We start from the raw sequence: 22,942 nt of genomic DNA on the forward strand, positions 1-22,942 counted from the left end.
CCGACCATGTCCACGACCCCGCCGACGTCCGCGCCCCGCCATTTCGTCGCCCATGTGCGCGCGCTCGCCGAGCAGCGGCCCGAGGACGTCGCGCTGGTCGTCGTCCACGACCGCGACGGCGGCGACGAGGACGTGAGCCTCAGCTACGCCGGGCTCGACCGGCGCGTGCGCGCGCTGGCCGCGACGCTGCAGCAGCGCTTCGACGCGGGCGACCGCGCGCTGATCCTGCTCGAGAACGGCGACCACTACGTCGTGTCCTTCCTCGCCTGCCTCTACGCGGGGCTGACGGCGGTGCCGGCCTTCCCGCCGGAGACGACGCGGCAGCAGCACCTGGCGCGGCTGCGCGGCATGGTCGCGGATTCGCAGGCGCGCTGCGTGCTGACGATCCAATCGGTCGCGGACCAGTTCCGGTCGGCGCTGGACGAGCTCTCGGGCGTGAGCGTGCTCGCGGTGGAGACCTTCGACGACGCGACCGAGGCGGACGCGGCGCGCTGGCGCGCGCACGAGCCGCGCGGGGACGACATCGCGTTCCTGCAATACACGTCGGGATCGACCTCGGCGCCCAAGGGCGTGATGGTCAGCCACGACAGCCTGATGGCCAACGAGCGCGCGATCGAGGAAGGCCTGTCGGTCGGGCCGGACGACGTGTTCGTGACCTGGCTGCCGCTGTTCCACGACATGGGGCTGATCGGCGGCATGCTGCAGCCGCTGCATCGCGGCATCAAGCTGGTGCTGATGCCGACCCGGTTGATGCTGGAGCGGCCGGTGCGCTGGCTGCAGGCGATCTCGCGCCACCGCGGCACGATCAGCGGCGGGCCGGACTTCTCGTACCGGCTGTGCATCGACCGCGTGCGCGACGCGCAGCGGGAGACGCTGGATCTGTCCAGCTGGCGCGTCGCGTTCTCCGGCGCGGAGCCGGTGCGGCACGACACGCTGCGCGACTTCGTCGAGCGTTTCGAGCCGGCGGGGTTCCCGCCGGCGGCGCTGTATCCCTGCTATGGACTGGCCGAGGCGACGTTGTTCGTGACTGGCGGCGTGCGCGGAGAAGGGCTGGTCGCGACCGCGTTCGATGCCGCCGCGCTGGCGCAGGGCAGGGCGAATGTCGCGATGGCGCTGGCGCAAGGCGCGGTGCCGCAAGGGGCCGTACCGACGGCGGCGGGTGCCTCCGGACCGAATGACGTCGCGGGGCGCGAATCGACCACGCTGGTGGCCTGCGGCAAGGCGGCGTCTCACCACGAGGTGCGGATCGTCGACGCGGCGTCGGGCGAGGCGCTGCCGGCGGGGCGCGTCGGCGAGATCTGGGCGAGCGGACCCAGCATCGCCTCGGGCTACTGGCAGAAGCCGAGCGAGAGCGCCGAGACCTTCGTCGAGCGCGACGGCCGGCGCTGGCTGCGCACCGGCGACCTGGGCGCGCTGCACGACGGGCGGCTCTACGTCACCGGACGGCTGAAGGACATGATCATCGTCCGCGGCCACAACCTGTACCCGCAGGACATCGAGCGCGCGATCGAGGCGGCGGTCGAGGCCGTGCGCAAGGGCCGCGTCGCGGCCTTCCGCGCGGAGTCCGAGGGCGTCGAGGGTATCGGCGTGGCGGCGGAGGTGTCGCGCGGGTTGCAGAAGCTGGTGGCGCCCCAGGCGCTCGCAGACCTGCTGGCGGAAGTGGTGAGCGAGCAGGCCGGCGAGGCGCCGGTCGCGATCGCGCTACTCAACCCGGGTGGGCTGCCGAAGACCTCCAGCGGCAAGCTGCAGCGCGCGGCCTGCCGCGCCGGCTGGAACGAGCGGACGCTCGATGCCTACGCGTTGTTCGAGCGTGGGCGGCCCGTGGCGATCGAGGGTGCATCCGCGAGTGCCGCTGCCGCCGCCGGCGCGAAGGCATCGAGCACGAGCACAAGCACAAGCACAAGCACGATTGCCAACGACGGGTTGGTGGGCGGGCGCGTGTCATCCGCGATCGCGATGGACGACACGGCGCAAGCGCTCGCCCTGCTCTGGCGCGAGGTGCTGGGCCTCGAGGCAGATCGCGCCTGCACGGCGGAGTCTCACTTCTTCGCGCTGGGCGGCAACTCGCTGCTGGCGGTGCAACTGGCCGCGCGCGTCGCCGCGCAGTGGGGCGTCGACTTCCCGCCGAAGCGGGTCTTCGAGCACGCGAGGCTGCATGCGCAGGCCGAGGCGGTCCGGTCCGCGGCGCCCGCTGCCCGCGAGGCGGCCATCGCGCCGCTGTCGCCGGAACTGCGGCGCGGCCCGCTGCCGCTGTCTTCCGCGCAGCAACAGCATTACTTCCTCTGGCAGCTGGATCCCGGCAGCAGCGCGTATCACGTGCCGTGCGTGCTGCGCGTCACTGGCGACATCGATCCCGAGCGCCTTCAGCGCGCGTTCGCCGCGCTGCTCGCTCGGCATGACGCGCTGCGCGCCACCTTCCATGTCCGCCAGGACGGCGAGCTCGAACAGCGCATCGATTCCGCAGCGGTGGTGCCGCTTCGGTTTGTCGACGCCACCACCACCACTTCCACCTCCGGCATGGCTGACATCGCCAGCGGCACCGGCACCAGCACTGGCGCTGGCGCTGGCACTGGCGCTGGCACTGGTGCTGGCACTGGCACTGGCACCGGCGCTCGCACTGCCACTGGCGCAGACACGAACGACGAGTGGAGCGGTGTGGTTCATCGTCTCGTCGATCCCCTGATCGCAGAACCCTTCGACCTGGCGCGCGGCCCGGTGATCCGCGCGCTGCACGCGCGGCTGGCCGAGCGCGAGCATCTGCTGGCGGTGGTCGTGCATCACATCGCGGCGGATGGCGCGTCGTTGCAGACGCTGGTCGACGAGCTCGCCGCGCTGTACGCCGGCGAACTCCCGCCGCCTGCGCTGCAGTACGGCGACTACGCCGTGTGGCAGCGCGAGCGCCAGGACCCGGCGCTCCTGCAACCGCGGCTGGACTTCTGGCGCTCGCAACTGAGCGGCGACGACGGCCGCGTCGCGCCTCCGCTGGTGCTGCCGACGGACCGCCCGCGCGGTCGGCAGGCGCGCCACCGGGCGATCGCCCACGCCGTAGCGCTGCCCGCCGACGTCGTCGCAGGCCTGCGCCGGCAGGGCGGCGCCGAAGGCACCTCGCTCTTCATGAGCCTGCTGGCCGGCTTCCAGGTGCTGCTGCATCGCTTCACCGGCCAACGCGAGATCCGCGTCGGCGCGCCCTTCGCGAACCGGCCGCTGCCGCAGCTGCAAGGGCTGATCGGCTGCTTCGTCAACACGCTGGTGCTGCGCGCCGACATCGATGGCGGCGACCGCCTTGACGCCGTCGTGCGCCAGGTGCGGCGGACGGTGATCGACGCGCAATCCCACCAGGACCTGCCGCTGGACCGCCTGGTCCGCGAGCTGCACCCGCAGCGCGGTCTGGAGGCGCAGCCGTTGTTCCAGGTGGTCTTCAATCACCTGGCGGTCGATCACGATCGGGCGAGCCGCCTGACCGGCTGGACCGTCGCCGACGAGCCGGTGCTGCCCGAGCATGCGCAGTTCGAGCTGGTGCTCGAGACGCAGGAACTGGCCAGCGGCGCGGTGCAGGTGCGCCTGATCGGTGCCGCCGAGCTCTTCGAGCCGGCCACGCTGGCGCGAATGACGCGCCACTACGAAGCCGTCCTGCGCGCGTTGGCCACGACGCCGGACGTTCCGGTGCGGGACATCGCGCTGCTGGATGCGCCGGAGCAGGCGCTGCTGTGCCAGTGGGGCGTCAATACCGACGCACGCAAGACGGCGGATCCCGTGCATCGCCTGTTCGAGCGCCACGCCGCCGCGCGGCCGGACGCACCGGCCCTGCTGTTCGGCGACGAGGTGATCGCCTACGGCGAGCTGAACCGGCGTGCCAACCGACTGGCACGTCGCCTGCGGGAGCAAGGCGTGGGCCCCGAGGTCCTGGTGGGCGTGGCGATGACGCGCTCGCCAGCGCTGATCGTGAGCCTGCTGGCCGTGCTCAAGGCCGGTGGCGCTTACGTTCCGCTGGATCCTGCTCATCCGCCCGAACGCCTGAGGACCATGGCGGAGAACAGCGGCATGCAGCTGCTGCTCACGCGACGGGATGAGTCCGCGCGCCTGCCGGCCTTCGACGCTGCGCGCGCGGCGCCGAGGCTCGTCCAGCTCGATGACATCGAGGCGGCGCGGTCGCCCGAAGGCGGTATCGACGCCGATGCCGACCTCGATCTGGATCTTTCGACCAACCCGGGCCAGCTCGCTTACGTCATCTACACCTCGGGGTCGACCGGCGTGCCCAAGGGCGTCGCGGTCGCGCACGGGCCGTTCGCGATGCATTGCGTCGAGACAGCCGATCTCTACGAGATGGGCCCGCACTCGCGCGAGCTGCACTTCTTGTCGTTCTCCTTCGACGGCGCGCACGAGCGCCTGTTCACCGCGCTGTGCTGCGGCGCCTCGCTGCTGCTGCGCGACGACGGCCTGCTGGCGCCGCGAGACGCGCTGGCCGCCATCGGCCGGCACGGCGTCACCAACGCCGGTTTCCCGGCCGTCTACCTGCAGGAGCTCGCGCACGCCGCGGCCTCGCAGGGCGACGCGCCACCGGTGCACCTGTACTCGTTCGGCGGCGAGGCGATGCCCCGCGAAGGGCTGGAGCTCGCGCAGCGTCACCTGCGCGCCGGCATCCTGATCAACGGCTACGGTCCCACCGAGACCGTGGTCACGCCGACGCTGTGGAAGTCGCGCACCGACGCGCCGTTGCCTGACGCCGCCTATGCGCCGATCGGCCGCCCGGTCGGCGACCGGCAGGCCTACGTGCTCGACGCCGAGCTCAACCTCCTGCCGCCCGGCCTGGTGGGCGAGCTGTACCTCGGCGGCAGCGGACTCGCGCGTGGTTACCTGTCGCGCGGCGGCCTGACGGCGGAGCGCTTCGTCGCTGACCCGTTCGACGCGCAGGGCGGCCGTCTCTACCGCACCGGCGACCTGGTGCGCTGGAACGCGGATGGGCAGCTGGAGTACCTCGGCCGCGCGGACCAGCAGATCAAGATCCGCGGCTTCCGCATTGAGCCTGGCGAGATCGAGACCGCGCTGCTGGCCCAGGCCGGCGTGCGGCAGGCCGCCGTCGTGGTGCGGCCGGGTGCCGCGGGCCCCAGCCTGGTGGCCTATGTCTCGCCTCGCGTCGGCCAGACGCTCGAGTCCGCCGCCGTGCGCGAGCAGCTGTCCGACCGACTGCCTGACTACATGGTGCCGAGCGCGGTGGTCGTGCTCGACGCGCTGCCGACCACCGTCAATGGCAAGGTCGACCGCCAGGCGCTGCCGGAGCCGACGCGCGTGGCGGCGAAGGCCGGGGAATCCCGTTCCGGCGAGCCTGGCCAGGCGAGCGACGCGAGCGCTGTCGCCAACGTCGGCAATGCAGGCAATGCAGGCAATGCAGGCAATGCAGGCAATGCAGGCAATGCAGGCAATGCAGGCAGCGACCTGGAGCAGGAACTGGCGGCGCTGCTCGCTGAAGTGCTGGGCGTGCCGCGTGTCGGTCTCACCGACAACTTCTTCGACCTCGGCGGCCATTCGCTGCTGCTGATCCGGCTGCACCGGTTGCTGGAGGACCGGCTGCAGGCCGGCCTGAGCGTGGTCGATCTCTTCAAGCATCCCAATGTCGAGGCGCTCGCGCGGCGCATCCGTCACGGACGGCGAGGCGTCGATGCCGCGGGCGGCGCGGGCGCCGCGGCATCCGACGGCATGGCCTCGGCCGGCCGCTTCGTCGCCAGTGCCGCCGCGGTCGCCGGCGCCGACGACACCGCCGCGGACACGGTCGCCGCCTCGGGCATCGAGGGCGAACGCCGCCGCGACGCGCTGCTCCAACGGCGCAAGCGCCTCACCGAAAGGACCAACTGATGGATGCGCAAGAGGAGCTGCAGGCGCTCGGCCTGGACAGCGGGCTGGAGATCGCCATCGTCGGCATGGCCGGGCGTTTCCCTGACGCGGCGGACATCGACGCCTTCTGGCGCAACCTGCGCGACGGCGTCGAGTCCGTGCGCCGCTACACCGACGACGAACTGCGCGCGCGGGGCGTTCCCGAGTCGCTGCTGGACGACCCGCTCTACGTGAAGTCCGGCGTTCCCTTCGACGGCGCCGAGCTGTTCGACGCCGAGTTCTTCGGCTACACGCCGCGCGACGCCGAGACGCTCGACCCGCAGCACCGGGTGTTCCTCGAATGCGCCTGGACCGCGCTGGAGCACGCCGGCTATGACACGGCGCGCCTTGCCGGCCGGGTCGGCGTCTACGCCGGCACCGGCGCGGCCACCTACCTGATGCGCCATCTGCTGCCGCGCGAGCGGCTGGCGCAGGGCGGCCAGATCGCCGATCTGCTGGGCCTGCTCGGCGGCAACATGGCCGATGCGCTGTGCACCCGCGTGGCCTACAAGCTGGACCTGCGCGGCCCGGCGGTGACGGTGCAGACGGCGTGCTCGACCTCGCTGGCGGCGGTGCATGGCGCGGTGCAAGCGCTGCTGGGCCAGGAGTGCGACATGGCGCTGGCGGGCGGCGTGTCGCTGAACCTGCTGCAGACGGCCGGGTATCGGCACCAGCCCGGCGCGATCTTCTCGCCCGACGGCCATTGCCGCGCGTTCGACGCGCAGGCGGCCGGCACGGTGCTGGGCAGCGGCGCCGGGGTGGTCGTGCTCAAGCGGCTGGAGGACGCCTGGCGCGATGGCGACACCATCCACGCCGTCATCCGCGGCAGCGCGGCCAACAACGATGGCGCGGACAAGGTCGGGTTCACCGCGCCCAGCGTGAACGGACAGGCCGCGGTGATCCGCGCGGCGCAGGCGGTGGCCGGCGTGCCGGCGCGCAGCATCGGGTATGTCGAGGCGCATGGCACCGGGACGGCGCTCGGCGATCCGATCGAGATCGAGGCGTTGACGACGGCGTTCCTGGCCGATGGCCGGCGCGAGGTCGACCAGCCCTGGTGCGCCATCGGCTCGGTGAAGACCAACGTGGGGCACCTGGATGCCGCCGCCGGCGTCACGGGGCTGATCAAGACGGTGCTGGCGCTGCGTCATCGCACGCTGCCGCCGAGCCTCAACTTCGAGCGCCCGAATCCGCGCATCGCGTTCGATCGCAGCCCGTTCCGCGTCAACGCGCAAACGCGGCCGTGGCCGCGCGGCGAGACGCCGCGGCGCGCGGGTGTCAGCGCGTTCGGCATCGGCGGGACCAACGTGCATGTGGTGCTGGAGGAGGCGCCCGAGGTCGCGCGGGTCGACGCAGGCGAAGGGGCGGACGCTTCGATCCGAGCGGGCTCATCGGACGCATCGAGTGCCGCGGGCTCGACGGGCACCGTGAAGGCGGCGACGCGCTGGCAAGTCCTGCCGCTGTCGGCCCGCGATGAGACGGCGCTCAACGCGCAGCGAGCGCGGCTTTCGGACTGGCTGCGAGAGCACCCTGAGCAGCCGCTCGTGGATGTCGCTCACACGCTGCAGCACGGGCGACGCGTCTTCGCGCGGCGATCGGCGGTCGTGGCCAACGAGCACGGCCTCGCGGCCGAATTGCTGACCGCTCCCGCGGCGGTCCCGAATGCCGGCGTGGCCGCTGCTTCGACTGCCGGCTCGACTGCCTACGGATCTCAGGCAACGCCGGAGGTCGTGTTCCTGTTCCCCGGCAGCGGCGCGCAACACATCCACATGGGTGCGGCGCTGTATCGCAGCAGCGCGGTGTACCGGGCCGAGCTCGATGCCTGCCTCGACCTGCTGCGCCAGCGCGAAGGGCTCGACCTGCGCGACGGGCTGTTCCCCGCGGCCGGCGACGAGCAGGCCGCCACCGACCGCCTGTCGCGCATGTCGGTGATGCAGCCGGCGCTCTTCGCCGTCGAGTACGCGATGGCGAAGTGGTGGATGCACCTCGGCGTGACGCCGTCGCTGATGCTCGGCCACAGCCTGGGCGAGTACGTCGCTGCCTGCCTCGCCGGCGTGTTCACCTTGGAGGACGCGCTGCACATCGTCGCGGTGCGCGGCCGCCTGCTGCAGTCGATCGAGGGCGGCGCGATGACGGCCGTGCCGATGAGCGAGGCGGAGCTGCGTCCGCTCCTGGGCGACGGATGCGACCTGGCCGCGGTCAATGGCGAGGCGCTGTGCGTGCTCGCCGGCCCGCTGGAGGCGGTCGATCGCGCCGAGCGCGCGCTGTCGCGGCAATGCCTGCCGCGCCGCCTGCACGTCCGGGCGGCGGCGCATTCGGCGCTGACCGAACCGATCGTCGCGGACCTGGAGCGCACGATCGCGGCGGTGCCGCGCCGGGCGCCGACCATCCCGTTCGTCTCCAACCTGACCGGGCGGACCGTCACGGCCGAGGAAGCGTGCGACCCGGCTTACTGGGGCCGCCACCTGCGCGGCACGGTGCGTTTCGTCGACGGGCTCGCGAGCGTGCTGGCCACGCCGGGCCGCGTGCTGCTGGAGGTCGGTCCGGGCGAGACGCTCACGGGCCTCGCGCGCCAGCACCGGGATCGGGCGGCCGCGGTGGCGATCACCGCCTGCCAGGCGCATCCGCAACAGCATGAGCGCGATCCGCGCCAGCTCGCCGGCGCGGTGGCCACGCTTTGGACGGCTGGCGTCGACATCGACTGGGCGGCATACCAGCCGACTGCCGGTCGCCGGCGCGTCCCGCTGCCGGGTTATCCGTTCCAGCGTCGTCGGCATTGGATCGAGGCGGCGGAGGAGGGCAACGCGGCATCTACGGCATCGGCCGCGACCTCTGCGACGCCTGCGACCGGCAGCGCCGTCGCCGCGGATTCGCTCTATCTGCCGGGTTGGGAGCGTGAGTCGCTTCCGGCGATGCCAGCAGCGGATGCGCACGAGACCGCGGCAATGTCCGATGCCGGTATCGCGCTGCTGATGGCGGCATCGGATTCCGCGCTGGCGCGTGCTCTCGCGCCGCGCCTGAGCGCCCAAGGTCTGAAAGTCGTGCACGTGGTGCCCGGCGAAGGCTTCAGCCACCCCGAGCCGGATCTCTATCTCGTCCGCCCGGATCGCGCGGACGACCTCGCGGCGGTGCTCGAGGCCATCCGAACTGACGGTCCCGTGACACGGGCGCTTCACCTCTTCGGCGTCGGCGCGGGCGGCGAGCCTGGCACCGGCGACGATGCCTACTTCAGCTTGCTCGCGCTGCTGCAGGCGCTGGAGCGCCAGTCATCGAGCACCGATCGCGCCGCGGCGCCGGTCGTCGCGGTGATCGCCGACGGCATCGGCGACGTGTCCGGCAGTGAAGCGCTGTCGCCGATGAAAGCGGCGATGCTCGGCCTGGCCAAGGTGGCCGGACAAGAGTACCCGGGGCTGGACTGCCGGGTGATAGACGTGCCGAAGCCTTCCGCCGTGACAGCCGCGGCGGCGGCGGCCGTGCTCGCGGAGCTCGACCGCGGCAAGGACTTCCTCGTCGCGTTGCGCGGCCAGCAGCGCTGGGGGCGTCGATACCGGCCGATGCCGGCCGACCTGCCGCGTCATGCGCGCCTGCGTCGTGGCGGCACCTACCTGATCACCGGCGGCCTGGGCGCGGTGGGCATGGCGCTGGCGCGCCACCTCGCCCGCGAGTGGAACGCTCGGATCGCCTTGCTCGGCCGGACGCCGCTGCCGCCGAAGTCCGACTGGTCGGCGATCGTCGCCGCCTCGGACACCCCTGCGGTTCTTCAGCAGAAGCTGAAGGAACTGATCGAGCTCGAAGCCTCCGGCGCGGAGGTGCTGACCGTGACCGCCGACGTGCTCGACGACCGCGCGCTGCACGCGGCGTTGGAGCAAGTCCGCGCGCGATTCGGCGCCATCCATGGCGTGATCCATGCCGTCGTGCATCCGGCGCGCGGCCTGATCGGCCAACGCTCGCGCGAGGCCGTCGAGGACGCCTGGGCGTCCAAGATCCACGGCACGCGTCGGCTGCTGGACGCGGTCGCCGCGGAGCCTCTGGACTTCGTCCTGCTGTGCTCCTCGATCGCCGCGTTGATCGGCGGCCTGAGCCACAGCGACTACGCCGCGGCCAATGCCGCGATGGACGCGCTTGCCGCTGCCGAACGCCAGGCCACCGGGTTGCCGGTGGTAGCCGTCAACTGGGACGCCTGGCGCGATGTCGGCATCGCGGTCGACATGGACATGCCCGACGGCGTCGGTCTCGACGAGGCCAGCGGCGTGCGCGCGTTCGAGCGCATCCTGCTCGGCCCCGACGTGGCGCAGGTCGCGGTGTCCACCACGGCGCTCGAAGCCCGGCTCGGTCCGCTGGACCAGGACATGCTCGCGGCGCTGGACGCGCTCGGCGACGAGCCGCCGTCCACGCCGACGCTGTCCGCCCAGCCGCGCCCGGTCCTCCCGACCGCCTTCACCGCGCCCGAGGGCGTGCTGCAGGAGGGGCTGTCGGCGATCTGGACCGAGATGCTGGGCATCGCGCCGATCGGCGCCGACGACAGCCTGTTCGACCTCGGCGGCGATTCGCTGCTGGCGATCCGCCTGCTGTCGCGGGTGCGCAAGGTCTACGGCGTCGAGCTCCACCCGGCGGACTTCTTCCGCGCCCCCACCATCGCCCTGCAGGCCGACGAGATCGAACGCCGCCTGCTGGACGAGATCGAACAGCTGCCCCCGGACGACGAAACGTCCGGCGCGCCCGAATCGATGAGCGTTGCCCCATGACCGACTCCAACGACCTCTCCCAGCGCCGCGCGCGGCTGTCCGACGCGCAGCTGCAGCTTCTTCAACGTCGGATGGCTGGCGGCGGCGCTGCGTCGGCAAGAAGCGCCGTGGCCGGCGCTGCCGCCGATGTGGATCGGATGACGGGCGCGGCGAGCGCCGCGGCCGCCCAGGGCGGGGCGGGCGCGACGGGCGCGATGGGCGCGACGGGCGCGATGGGCGCGACGGGCGCGATGGGCGCGACGGGCGCGCTGAAGACGCCGGCCTCGCGGCCGCACGACGCGGAGATCGTCCGCGGCCACGACGCCGTCGGCCCGGCCACGGCAGCGCAGCGCGGCCAGTGGTTCCTGTGGCGCATGAATCCCGACAGCACCGCGTATCACGTGGGCGGCGGGCTGAAGCTGACCGGCGCGCTCGACGCGTCGGCGCTGCGCGTCGCGATCGAGCAGGTCATCGCGCGTCACGAGGCGCTGCGGACCGTCTTCGAGACGGCCGACGATGGCGCCTTGTCCCAACGGGTGCTGCCGACGGCGCCGGTCCACCTGCCGTGCGTGGACCTTTCGACGACGGAGCTTGCGACGGTCGAAACCGGCGAAAGACGTGACAGGTACGAGGAGCAAGAGGCGCACGAGGAACACGAGGCACATGAGGCACATGAGGCACATGAGGCGCGCGAGAGACGCGAGGCGCGCGAGGCGCGCCGCCAGCAAGCTGTTCATGACGCCTGCGCCGCGGCCTTCGACCTCCAGCGCGGGCCGCTGCTGCGCGCGGTGCTGGTGAAGCATTCGCCCGAAGCGCACGAGCTGCTGCTCTGCCTGCATCACGCGGTCTCGGACGCCTGGTCGGTGGAGCTGATCCTGGCGGAGCTTCCGGCGCTCTACGCCGCGGCGCTGCGCGGAAGCGCGGCGAACCGGCCGCTGCCGGAGATCCGTTTCCTGGACTTCGCGAACTGGCAGCGCGCCTGGCTGGACGGACCCGACGGGCAGCGCGAGCTCGCCTGGTGGCGCGAGCGCCTCGGCGAGGACGTCGAGCCGCTGCTGCTGCCCACCGACCATCCGCGCGGCGGACCGGAAGGCCGCCCGGCCGCGGTCCTGCTGGAACTGCCGTCGACGCTCGCCACCGGCCTGCGCGACGCCGCGCGCCGTCAGGGCGGCACGCTGTTCATGGCGCTGGCGGCCGCCTGCCACGCGCTGCTGTTCCGCTACACCGGCCAGCCGGCCATCCGCACCGGCCTGCCGGTCGCGAACCGGAACCGGCCCGAAGTCGCCGGCGTCGTCGGCTTCTTCGTCAACACCGTGGTGCTGCAGAGCGCCGTGTCGTCGCGGATGACGCTGGCCCAGCTGTTCGCGCAGATGCGGGGGACGGCGCTCGACGCGCTGGCGCATCAGGAACTGCCCTTCGAGCGCCTGGTCGAGGCGCTGAAGCCCTCGCGCGCGGGTGGGGCCTCGCCGTTGTTCCAGGTGCTGTTCAACCATCTTCGGCTGGATGAGCGCTCGGCGCCCGCCTGGCCGGGCCTCGCCGTGGAACGCGTGGACCTCGGCGAGCGCAGCGCGCCCTTCGAGCTGACGATCGAGACCGCCGAGCATGCGGACGGTCGCGTCCAGGTGTGGTTCCGCTACGCGAGCGCGCTGTTCGACCGCGCGACGATCGAGCGGATGGGCGGGCACTACCTCGCGCTGCTGCGCGCGCTGTGCGAGACACCGGATCTCGCGATTGGCGACGTCGTCCTGCCGGATGCCGAGGAGCGGCGGCAACTCGCGCAGTGGGGCGGGCGCGAGGACCTCGTCGTCACGGACCTGATCCATCAGCGCTTCGAGGCGCATGCGCGCCGGGACCCCGAGGCCATCGCGCTGGTGCAGGGCGAGCGACGGATGAGTTACGGCGAACTCGACCGCGCGGCGGATCGACTCGCGCATCGGCTGCGCGAGCAAGGCGTCGACATCGAGAGCCGCGTCGGCCTCGCGGTGGAGCGGTCGATCGAGATGGTCGTCGGGATGTTGGCGATCCTGAAGGCCGGAGGCGCGTACGTGCCGCTCGATCCGGCCTATCCGGCGGACCGGCTGGCGTTCATGGCGCAGGACTGCGGACTCGCGCTGCTGCTGTGCGATGGGGACCATCCGGCGTTGGCCGAGGTGCAGGTGCCGCGGATCGATCTGCGCGCCGATACCGAGGCGGCGGCACGACCCTCACCCCAACCCTCTCCCGCAAGCGGGAGAGGGAGTCAGTCTTCGCAGGCCCCGGCCCTGGCCCAGAGCCAGAGACAGAGCCAGGGCCAGGGCCAGGGCCAGGGCCGGGGCCGGGCTCTGCCGTCGCCGAGCGGCGCCCAGCGGCAGGACCAGCTTGCGTATGTCATCTACACGTCGGGATCGACGGGGCGGCCGAAGGGCGCGCAGCTCACGCATGCGAACGTGGTCCGGCTGCTCGACGCCAGCGACCGTCATTTCCACTTCGGTCCGGACGACGTCTGGACGCTGTTCCATTCCTATGCCTTCGACTTCTCGGTGTGGGAACTGTTCGGCGCGCTGTGCACCGGCGGCCGCGTCGTCGTCGTGCCGCATCTCGTCAGCCGGTCACCGCGCGAGTTCCTCGACCTGCTGCGCGAGCAGCGCGTCACCGTGCTCAACCAGACGCCGTCGGCGTTCAAGCAGCTGATGCATGTCGCGGCGCAGGACCTCTCCACGGACACCTCGGCGCAGCAGCGAGCTTCAGGGACCTCCGAGGACATGACCGACCCGGCCGGTCTGTCGTTGCGGTGGGTGATCTTCGGCGGCGAGGCGCTGGAGCCGCGCAGCCTGCGGCCCTGGGCCGAGCGCTTCGGCCTGGCCCGGCCGCGCCTGATCAACATGTATGGCATCACCGAGACCACGGTGCATGTGAGCCACCGGCCGATCGAGGTCGCCGATCTCGAGGACGGCGGCAGTCCGATGGGCCGCGCGTTGCCCGACCTCGGCCTGCAACTGCTGGACAGCGAGCTGCAGCCGGTGCCGATCGGCGTGCCGGGCGAGCTCTTCGTCAGCGGATCCGGCCTGGCGCGTGGCTACCTGGGGCGGCCCGGGCTCACGGCCTCCCGCTTCATCGCGGACCCGAACGATCCGTCGGGTGGCAGGCTTTATCGCACCGGCGACCTGGCGCGCTGGCGCGCCGACGGCGACATCGAGTACCTGGGCCGCATCGACGAGCAAGTCAAGATCCGCGGCTTCCGGATCGAGCTGGGCGAGATCGAGTCCCAGCTGCTCGCGCAGCCCGGGGTGCGCGAGGCCGCCGTGCTGGTGGACAAGGGCGCGGGCGGGCCGCGCCTCGTGGCGTTCGTCACGGCGAAGCTGCGCGATGGTCGCGATCCCGACGCCCTCGATCTCCGCGTCCGCGATTCCGGTGCCGGTGCCGGAACTCGCGAGGCTGTCGCCGCGGAGGCGCTCGATGTCGAGACGCTGCGTCGTCAGATCGCCGCCTCGCTTCCGGAGCACATGGTGCCCTCGGCGATCGTGGTGCTGGACGCGCTGCCGCTGAACGCCAACGGCAAGCTCGACCGGCGCGCGCTGCCGATGCCCGAAGCGGGCACCAGCCGCGGCGGCGAGCCGCCCCGCGGCCCGGACGAGATCGCGCTGGCCGCGATCTGGTCGTCCGTGCTGGGCGCCGCCCGCGTCGGACGCGACGACGACTTCTTCGACCTCGGCGGGCACTCCCTCGCCATCGTGCAGGTGCAGGCGCAGGCCGAGTCGCACTGGGGCGTGGCCCTGCCGCTGCGCCGCTTCTTCGAACTGCGGACGCTGTCCGCGCTGGCGGCCGAACTGGCCGCGCTGCAGCCGCAGGCGGCGCGGCAAACCGACAAGGACCTCGACGACATGGACCGCTTGCTGGGATCGCTGGAGACGCTGGAGTCCTGATGGAACAGAAGAAGCGAGACATCGCCGAGCGCTTCGCGCGACTGCCGGCGGACAAGCAGGTGGCGTTCGTCCGCGCGCTGGACGCGCAGGGCATCGCCTTCGCCGGGCTGCCGATCGTCGCCATGCCCGAGGGGCAGGAGGCGCCGCTGTCCCATGCGCAGCGGCGGCAGTGGTTCCTGTGGCGGATGGACCCGGCGAGCAGCGCGTATCACGTGGCCGGCGCCGTGGCGCTGGCAGGCAAGCTGGATGTCGATGCCCTGCGCGCCGCGTTCACCGCGATCGTCGGCCGGCATGAGGCGCTGCGCACGGTGTTCGAAGCGACCGACGATGGATTGGCGCGCCCCGTGGTGCAGCCGCCCGGGCCGGTCACCGTGGTGGACATCGAGATCGAGGCAAGCCCGACGTCCATCGCCGACGCCAAGTCTGCCGCTGGCACCGCCACTGCCGCTGCCGCTAGCACTGGCACTGGCACTGGCGCTGGCACTGGCACTGGCACTGGCACGGGTGCGCGGGGCGACGCCGCGCGCGACGATCGCGCCCACGCCGCGCGCGACGCTCGCGTCGATGCGGCGATCCGCCGCTTCGCCGAGGAGCCGTTCGACCTGACCCGCGGTCCGTTGCTGCGCGTCGGGCTCGCCGACGCCGGCCCGGATCGGCGCGTGCTGGTGCTCGCGATGCATCACATCGTGTCGGACGGCGCGTCGCTGCAGCTGATCGTCGACGAGTTCGTGCGCGAGTACCGCGCCCGCGTGGGCGGTCGATCGTCCGACCTGCAAGCGCCCGCGTTGCGCTACGTCGACTACGCCGCCTGGCAGCGCCGCTGGATGGAGGCGGGCGGCAAGGACAGCCAGCTTGCGTACTGGGTCGAACGTCTCGGTCGCGAGCAGCCGGTGCTGCAGCTCCCCACCGACCATCCGCGCCGCGCCGACGGCCGTTATCGCGCGGCGGTGCACGCGGTGTCGCTGCCGCGCCCGCTGCTCGACGCCCTGCGCGAGCGCGCCCGGCTAAGCGACGCGACGCCGTTCATGCTGCTGCTGGCCGGCTACCAGGCGCTGCTGCACCGGCTGACCGGCCAGACCGACCTGCGCGTCGGCGTCCCGGTGGCCAACCGGCACCGGGCGGAAGCGGCCGGGATCGTCGGCCTGTTCGTCAACACGCAGGTGCTGCGCGCCGTCGTCGACGGCCGCAGCCGACTCGACGCGCTCATCGCGGCCACGCGCGAGGCGGTCCTCGGCGCGCAAACGCATCAGGACCTGCCGTTCGAGCATCTCGTCGACGCGCTGCAGCCGGAGCGCAGCCTCACGACCTCGCCGCTGTTCCAGGCGATGTTCAACCACCAGCGCCGTGATCTCGAGGGCCTGCAATCGCTGCCGGGACTCGCGCTGACCGAGTACCCGCTGGGCGAGCCGAGCGCCCAATTCGAGCTGGTGCTCAACGTCGTGGAGACGCCGGACGGCGGGGCGACGGCGAGCTTCTCGTATGCCGCCGAGCTCTTCGCGCCCGACAGCATCGCGCGCTTCGCCGGGCACTACCTGCGACTGCTGTCGGCCATCGCCGAGACGCCCTCGCGGCGCCTCGCCGAGGTCGATCTGCCTGGCGACGCAGAACAAGCGCTGCTGCGCGACTGGGGCGTCAACGTGGCGCGCTACGACGCGCCGGCTCCCGTGCACGAGCTGTTCGAGACCCACGCCCGCGCGCAGCCCGAGGCCACCGCGCTGATCCTCGGCGACGAGCGCATCGGCTACGACGCGTTGAACCGGCGCGCCAATCGCCTCGCGCATCGGCTGATCGCGCTCGGCCTGACGCCGGAGTCGCGCGTCGGCGTCCTGCTGGAGCGGTCGATCGACCTCGTCGTCGCCGTGCTGGCCGTGTGCAAGGCCGGTGGTGCCTACGTGCCGATGGACCCGGCCTATCCGCCGCAACGCCTGGCCTTCATGGCCGAGGACTGCGGCATCGCGCTGCTGCTGACGCAGTCGTCGCTGGCCGGCGTGATCGAGGGTGACGTTCGCCGCCTGTTGCTGGACGAGCTTCCGCTCGACGACGGCGTCGACGCCGATCCGGCGCTGCCGATCCATGGCGACCAACTGGCCTACGTGATCTACACCTCGGGCTCGACGGGCCGCCCTAAGGGCGTGGCGGTCGCGCACGGGCCGTTCAGCATGCATTGCCAGGAGACGGCGGTCGTCTACGAGATGGACGCCAACTCGCGCGAACTGCATTTCCTGTCGTTCTCCTTCGACGGCGCGCAGGAGCGGCTGTTCACCGCGCTGTGCTGCGGCGCGAGCCTGGTGCTGCGCGACGCGGAGCTGTGGTCGCCGGACCGCACCTTGGCCGCGATGCGCGAGCACGCGGTCACCAACGCCGGATTCCCCCCGGCCTACCTGCAGGCCGTGGCGGCCGAAGCGCGCCAAGCCGGCGGCGTGCCACCGCTGAAGCTGATCTCGTTCGGTGGCGAGGCGATGCCGCGCGCGGGAATCGCGCTGGTCGACGAGCAGCTGCGCCCCGATCTGCTGATCAACGGCTACGGCCCGACGGAGACCGTCGTCACGCCGGTGCTGTGGAAGGCGCGCCGAGGCACGGCCGAGGTGAACTTCGCCTCGGCCTACGCGCCGATCGGCCGCCCGGTGGGCGACCGCACGGCGCGGGTGCTCGACGCCGACCTGGCGCTGCTGCCGCCGGGCGTGCCGGGCGAGCTGTACCTCGGCGGCGCGGGTGTCGCGCGCGGCTACCTGGGACGCGCCGGCCTGACGGCGGAACGCTTCGTCGCCGATCCGTTCGATCCGGCCGGGGGCCGCCTCTACCGCACCGGCGACCGCGTGCGCTGGAACGAGGATGGCCAGCTCGAGTACCTCGGCCGCATCGACCAGCAGCTCAAGATCCAGGGCTTCCGCATCGAGCCGGGGGAGATCGAGTCGCTGCTGCGCCAGCAGCCCGAGGTCGGCGAGGCCGCGGTGGTCGCGGGGCAGGGCGCGTCCGGCGCGCGGTTGCTCGCCTACGTGTCACCGCGCGATGGCCATCGGATCGACGCCACGTTGCTGCGCGCGCGCCTGGCCGCCAGCCTGCCCGAGCACATGGTGCCCGCGGCGATCGTCGCGCTGGATGTGTTGCCGCGCACGGTGAACGGCAAGCTCGACCGCGAGGCGCTGCCCGAGCCCACGCTGGCGGCGACCCGCGCCTACGCCGCGCCGCAAGGCGAGGTCGAGACGGCGCTCGCGGCGATCTGGGCCGAGCTGCTCGGCGCGCCGCGTGTCGGGCGCCATGACAACTTCTTCGAGCTGGGCGGCGATTCGATCCTCAGCCTGCAGGTCGTGGCGCGCGCCCGCCGGGCGGGCTGGCGTCTGATGCCGCGGCAGCTCTTCGAGCATCAGAGCATCGCCGAGCTGGCACCCGTTGCCGTGGCGCTCGCGGGCGACGCGGCGGTAGCGCGTCGGGAAGCGAGTGGGGCTGCGCGCGGGACCAGCGCGTTCGATGCCGAGGGATCGTGGATGGGCATCCGCGAGGGTGTCGAGGCGGACCAGGGGATGGCCGTCGGCGACGTGCCGTTGCTGCCGATCCAAGCCGACTTCTTCGCCAGCGCGGTGACGCACCGTCACCACTGGAACCAGGCCGTGCTGTTGCGCAGCGATGCGGCGCTGTCCCAGCCGGCGCTGCAGGAGGCGCTTGAGGCGCTGCTGGACCAGCACGACGCGCTGCGCCTGCGCTATCGCCAGGACGCGGACGGCCGCTGGACGCAGACCTACGAAGACATGCCGGCATCGCAACGCCGGGAACTGCTGTGGTGGCGCCGCGCCGACGACGCACGCGCGCTGACGGTCTTGTGTGACGAGGTTCAGCGCAGCCTTGACCTCGCGCGTGGTCCGTTGCTGCGCGGGTTGGGCGTGGCGATGGCCGACGGCTCGTGGCGTCTGCTGCTGGTCGTCCATCACCTCGTCGTCGACGGCGTGTCCTGGCGCGTGTTGCTCGAGGACCTGCAGGCGGCCCACGCGCAACGTCTTGCCGGACAACCCTGCGCGCTGCCGCCGAAGACCGCGAGCCTGCAGGAATGGGCGAACGCGCTCCAGCGCCGTGCCGAGGACCCTGCGGCACATGCGGAACTCGACCACTGGCGCGCGCTGATCGGCATGCCGGTGGCGTTGCCCTGCGAGCGCCCCAACGGCCCGCGCGCGCTGTCCGCAATCGACACCGTCGAGCTGCGCCTGGACGCCGCGACGACCGAGGCGCTGCTCAAGCGCGCGCCCGCGGCCTACCGCACGCAGGTCAACGACCTGCTGCTGACCGCGCTCGGCCGCGCCCTGTGCGCCTGGAGCGGCCATGAGCGCCTGCTGATCGATCTCGAAGGCCACGGGCGCGAGGACTGGGGCGACGCGCCTGATGTCTCGCGCACCGTCGGCTGGTTCACCAGCCTGTTCCCCGTCGCGATCGACGCGTCGGGCGACGCCGGCGCCGCGCTGAAGCGGGTCAAGGAGACGCTTCGCCGCGTTCCGTTGCGCGGTCTCGGCTTCGGCGTGCTGCGTCACCTCGGCGGCGACGCGCAGCGCGCGGCGCTGGCCGAGGTGCCTCGCCCGCAGGTCGTCTTCAACTACCTGGGCCAGGTCGACAGCGGCTTCGACGCCGGCGCCTGGCGCGTCGCGACCGAAAGCGCCGGCGCGCCGATGGACGAGACCGCCGACCAGTCGCACGAGTTCGCGATCAACGGCCAGGTGCTGGACGGCGCGCTGACGCTGCGCGTCGGCTACAGCCGCGAGCGTCACGACGCCGCGACCGTGCGCGGTTGGGTCGATCGTTTCGAGTCGGAATTGCGCGGGCTGATCGCGCATTGCTGCGATGGCGCGCAGGGCCTGACGCCGTCGGACGTGCCGCTGGCGGCGCTGTCCCAGCAGGAACTGGATGCGCTGCCGGTCGCCGCGCGCGAGGTCGAAGATCTGTACCCGCTGTCGCCGATGCAGGCGGGCATGCTGTTTCACGTGCTCGCGGATCCGGAGGGCGGGCAGTACCTGACGCAGCTGCGGGTGGACATCGACGGCCTGGACCTGCCGCGGTTCCGCCGCGCCTGGACGGAAGTCCTGGCCGCCCACGAGGTGCTGCGCACCGGTTTCCTGACCGACCTGGAGCGCCCGCTGCAATGGGTGGCGCGGGCCGTCGACACGCCGTTGCGGGAGATCGATGCGCTCGACCTCGACCTCGACCTCGATCGTGGCAATGGCAATGGCGAGGCCGAAGCCGAAGCCGAAGCAGGAGCCGAAGCCGAAGCAGGAGCCGAAGCAGGAGCCGAAGCAAATCGGGTCGACGCATTGGCCGAGCGGGAGTTGGCGACTGGCTTCGACCTCGCGCGGCCGCCGCTGATGCGGTTGACGCTGGCCCGCACCGGCCCGTCACGCCATCACCTGATCTGGACGAGCCATCACCTGCTGCTCGACGGCTGGAGCGCCTCCCAGCTGATGGGCGAGGTGCTGCGCCGCTACGACGGCCAGACGCCGCCGCCTCCGCCGGCGCGCTTCCGCGATCACATCCGCGCGCTACTGGCGCGGGACGTCGACGCGGACGAGGCGTTCTGGCGCGGTCAACTGACATCGCTCGACGGCCCGTGCCGCCTGGTGCCGGCGTTGCCGCGCCCGGCGGTCGCGCGCACCGGCATCGCGCATCGGATCCACCGACTCGACGCCGCCGTGACACGGCGCCTCGGCGAGGCGGCCCGCGCGCAGCGCGTGACGCTCAATACGCTGGTGCAGGGCGCCTGGGCGCTGCTGCTGGCGCGCCATACCGGCCTGCCGTCAGCGGTGTTCGGCGCGACCGTGTCGGGCCGGCCGCCGGAACTGGCAGGCTCGCAAGAGATGCTGGGCCTGTTCATCAACACGCTGCCGCAGGTCGTGCCGCTGCCGGCGCATCGGCCCGTCGGCGACTGGCTGCGCGCGCTGCAGGCCGGCGCGGTCGCCGCGCGTGAGCATGAGCAGACGCCGCTGTACGACATCCAGCGCTGGGCCGGCCAGGGCGGCCAGGCGCTCTTCGACAGCCTGCTCGTCTTCGAGAACTACCCGATCGACGCCGCGCTGCGCGAGGCCGCGCCGGGCGGCCTGCGTTTCGGCGAGGTGCGCAGCCAGGACGACACCAACTACCCGATGACGGTGTCGGTGAACCTGGGCGAGCGGCTGACGCTGGACTACGGCTACGACCAAGCGGCCTTCGACGAGGCCACGGTCGAGGGGCTGTCGGCGCAGGTCGAGCGGCTGCTGCTGGCGCTGGCTGACGGTGCGGACCAGCCGCTCGGTCGCATCGCCGCCGTCGGCGCGGCGCAGCGCGATCAACTCGAGCAATGGGGGCGCGGTGCCGAGGCGACATCGGCACCGGACGAACGCATCCATCACTTCCTCGCGCGCCATGCGGCGCAGCGGCCGGAGGCCCTGGCGTTGCGCTGCGGCGATGAGTCGCTCAGCTACGCCGAGCTCGACGAGCGCGTCAATCGCCTGGCGCATCACCTGATCGGACGCGGCCTGCGCCGCGAGGGCCGCGTCGGCATCGCGACCGAGCGCTCGATCGACATGATCGTGGCGGTGCTCGCGACGCTGAAGGCCGGCGGCGTCTACGTGCCCTTGGACCCGGCCTATCCGGCCGCCCGGCTGGAAGCCATGGTCGAGGACAGCGGGATCGTGCTGCTGCTGACGCAGCGCCGTGTCCTCGCGGGTCTGCCGGTGGTTGGCGGGACGTCTGCGGTGGACGCTGGCGAGGTTGCTGGCCCTGTCGGGGGCGGTCAGCCGGTCGGCCCCGGCGACACGGCAGGCGCCAAGGAATCCGCCAATGCAGGTACCAAGGCAGGTGCCGAGGTCGTGTTGCTCGACGAGCTCGACCTGGGCGACATGCCCGCCACCGATCCGCGGATCGCGGTGCACGGCGATCAGCTCGCCTACCTGATCTACACCTCGGGCTCGACGGGCCGGCCGAAGGGCGTCGGCATCTCGCATGCAGTGCTGATGCGTCATGCGCGCGTGACGGCCGGCTTCTTCGACCTGACCGCCGAGGATCGCGTGCTGCAGTTCGCGACGCTGAACTTCGACGGCTTCGTCGAGCAGCTGTTCGGGCCGCTGCTGGCCGGCGCGGCCATCGTGCTGCGTGGACCCACGCTGTGGGACAGCGCGGAGTTCCACCGGCAGGTCAGCACGCACGGCGTGACCGTCGCGGACCTGAGCACGGCCTACTGGCTGCTGCTGATCCAGGACTTCGAGCGCATGGGATTGCCGGTCCCGCCCTCGCTGCGCCAGGTGCATGCGGGCGGGGAGGCGATGTCGCCGGAGGGGCTGAGGGCATGGCAGGCCGCGGGGCTCGCCGGGGTGCGGCTGCTCAACACCTATGGGCCGACGGAGGCCGCGGTGACCGCGTCGGTGCTGGATTGCTCGCCGTACGTGCGCGATGGCGGCGAGGTGCCGGCGCAGGTGGCGATCGGCACGCCGCTGCCCGGTCGTGTGATGCGCGTCGTCGACACCGAGATGAACCTGCTGCCGCCCGGCGCTGCCGGCGAGCTGTGCATCGGCGGCGAGCTGCTGGCGCGCGGCTACTGGCAGCGCCCCGGGCTGAGCGCGGAACGCTTCGTCGCCGATCCGTTCGACGGCCAGGGCGGCCGGCTGTATCGCACCGGCGACCTGGTGCGCTGGAACGCGGCCGGCGAGCTGGAGTACCTCGGCCGCATCGACCACCAGGTCAAGATCCGCGGCTTCCGCATCGAACTCGGCGAGATCGAGGCGCAGTTGCTGGCGCAGCCCGAGGTGCGCGAGGCGGTGGTCGTGGCCGACGCCACGCCGACCGGCGCGAGGCTGCTGGCGTATGTCTCTGCGACATCGACTGCCGCGACGGCGGCCCCGGTGTCGACGGGTGCGGCGATCCGGGCGGACGCCCCATCGTCGGCAGCAACGGCAGCAACGGCAGCAACGGCAGCAACGGCAGCAACGGCAGCATCCACCGATGAGGTGGACCCCGCCTCGCTGGGTCACACGCTGCGCGAGCGGCTGGCCCGCGCGCTGCCCGACTACATGCTGCCGGCGGTGGTGACGGTGTTGCCCGCGCTGCCGCTCAACGCGAACGGAAAGATCGACCGCAAGGCGCTCCCAGCGCCGGAGCTCGGCACCGCGGCCGTGGGCGAGGCACCGAGCGGCGAGCTGGAAACCGCGCTCGCGGCGCTGTGGTCCGACGTGCTCGGCGTGCCGGCCGTCTCGCGGCAGGACCACTTCTTCGAGCTCGGCGGTCATTCTCTGCTCGCGGTCCGTCTGGCGACGCGACTGCGGCAGCGCTTCGCCGTCGAGCTCTCGCTGCAGGCGGTGTTCGAGCGTCCACGCTTCGTGGACTTCGCCGACTGGCTGGCGGCACAAGGCGCGGTGGTCTCGACGGCGACCGTCGCCGCCACCGCGGCCGCCGACGCGGGCCGCTTCGCGGCGCTGCTGGATGACCTGGAAGACTGAGGATCGA

Annotated in this window: 4 protein-coding genes; all 4 read left to right on the forward strand. The window is 72.4% G+C overall.

Features of this window, described 5'->3' with window-relative positions:
- Positions 1-6: 6 nt before the first annotated feature.
- The 4 genes from N5D62_RS07715 to N5D62_RS07730 are packed head-to-tail and all read left to right on the forward strand — an operon-like array spanning position 7 to position 22,935.
- Positions 7-5,850: a non-ribosomal peptide synthetase gene (locus tag N5D62_RS07715; protein WP_279757093.1), complete on the forward strand. Its 5,844-nt coding sequence runs from the start codon at positions 7-9 to the stop codon at positions 5,848-5,850.
- The gene (locus N5D62_RS07720; RefSeq protein WP_279757094.1) at positions 5,850-10,610 is read left to right on the forward strand and encodes a type I polyketide synthase; all 4,761 of its coding nucleotides are present in this window, start codon (positions 5,850-5,852) and stop codon (positions 10,608-10,610) included. The genes N5D62_RS07715 and N5D62_RS07720 overlap by 1 nt, the downstream gene beginning before the upstream one ends.
- Positions 10,607-14,491: an amino acid adenylation domain-containing protein gene (locus N5D62_RS07725; RefSeq protein ID WP_279757095.1), complete on the forward strand. Its 3,885-nt coding sequence runs from the start codon at positions 10,607-10,609 to the stop codon at positions 14,489-14,491. The genes N5D62_RS07720 and N5D62_RS07725 overlap by 4 nt, the downstream gene beginning before the upstream one ends.
- Positions 14,491-22,935: a non-ribosomal peptide synthetase gene (locus N5D62_RS07730; protein WP_279757096.1), complete on the forward strand. Its 8,445-nt coding sequence runs from the start codon at positions 14,491-14,493 to the stop codon at positions 22,933-22,935. Before N5D62_RS07725 ends, N5D62_RS07730 begins: the two co-directional genes overlap by 1 nt.
- Positions 22,936-22,942: the final 7 nt, after the last annotated feature.

The organism is Mitsuaria sp. GD03876, assembly GCF_029840635.1.
In the GTDB taxonomy this organism is placed as follows: domain Bacteria; phylum Pseudomonadota; class Gammaproteobacteria; order Burkholderiales; family Burkholderiaceae_C; genus Roseateles.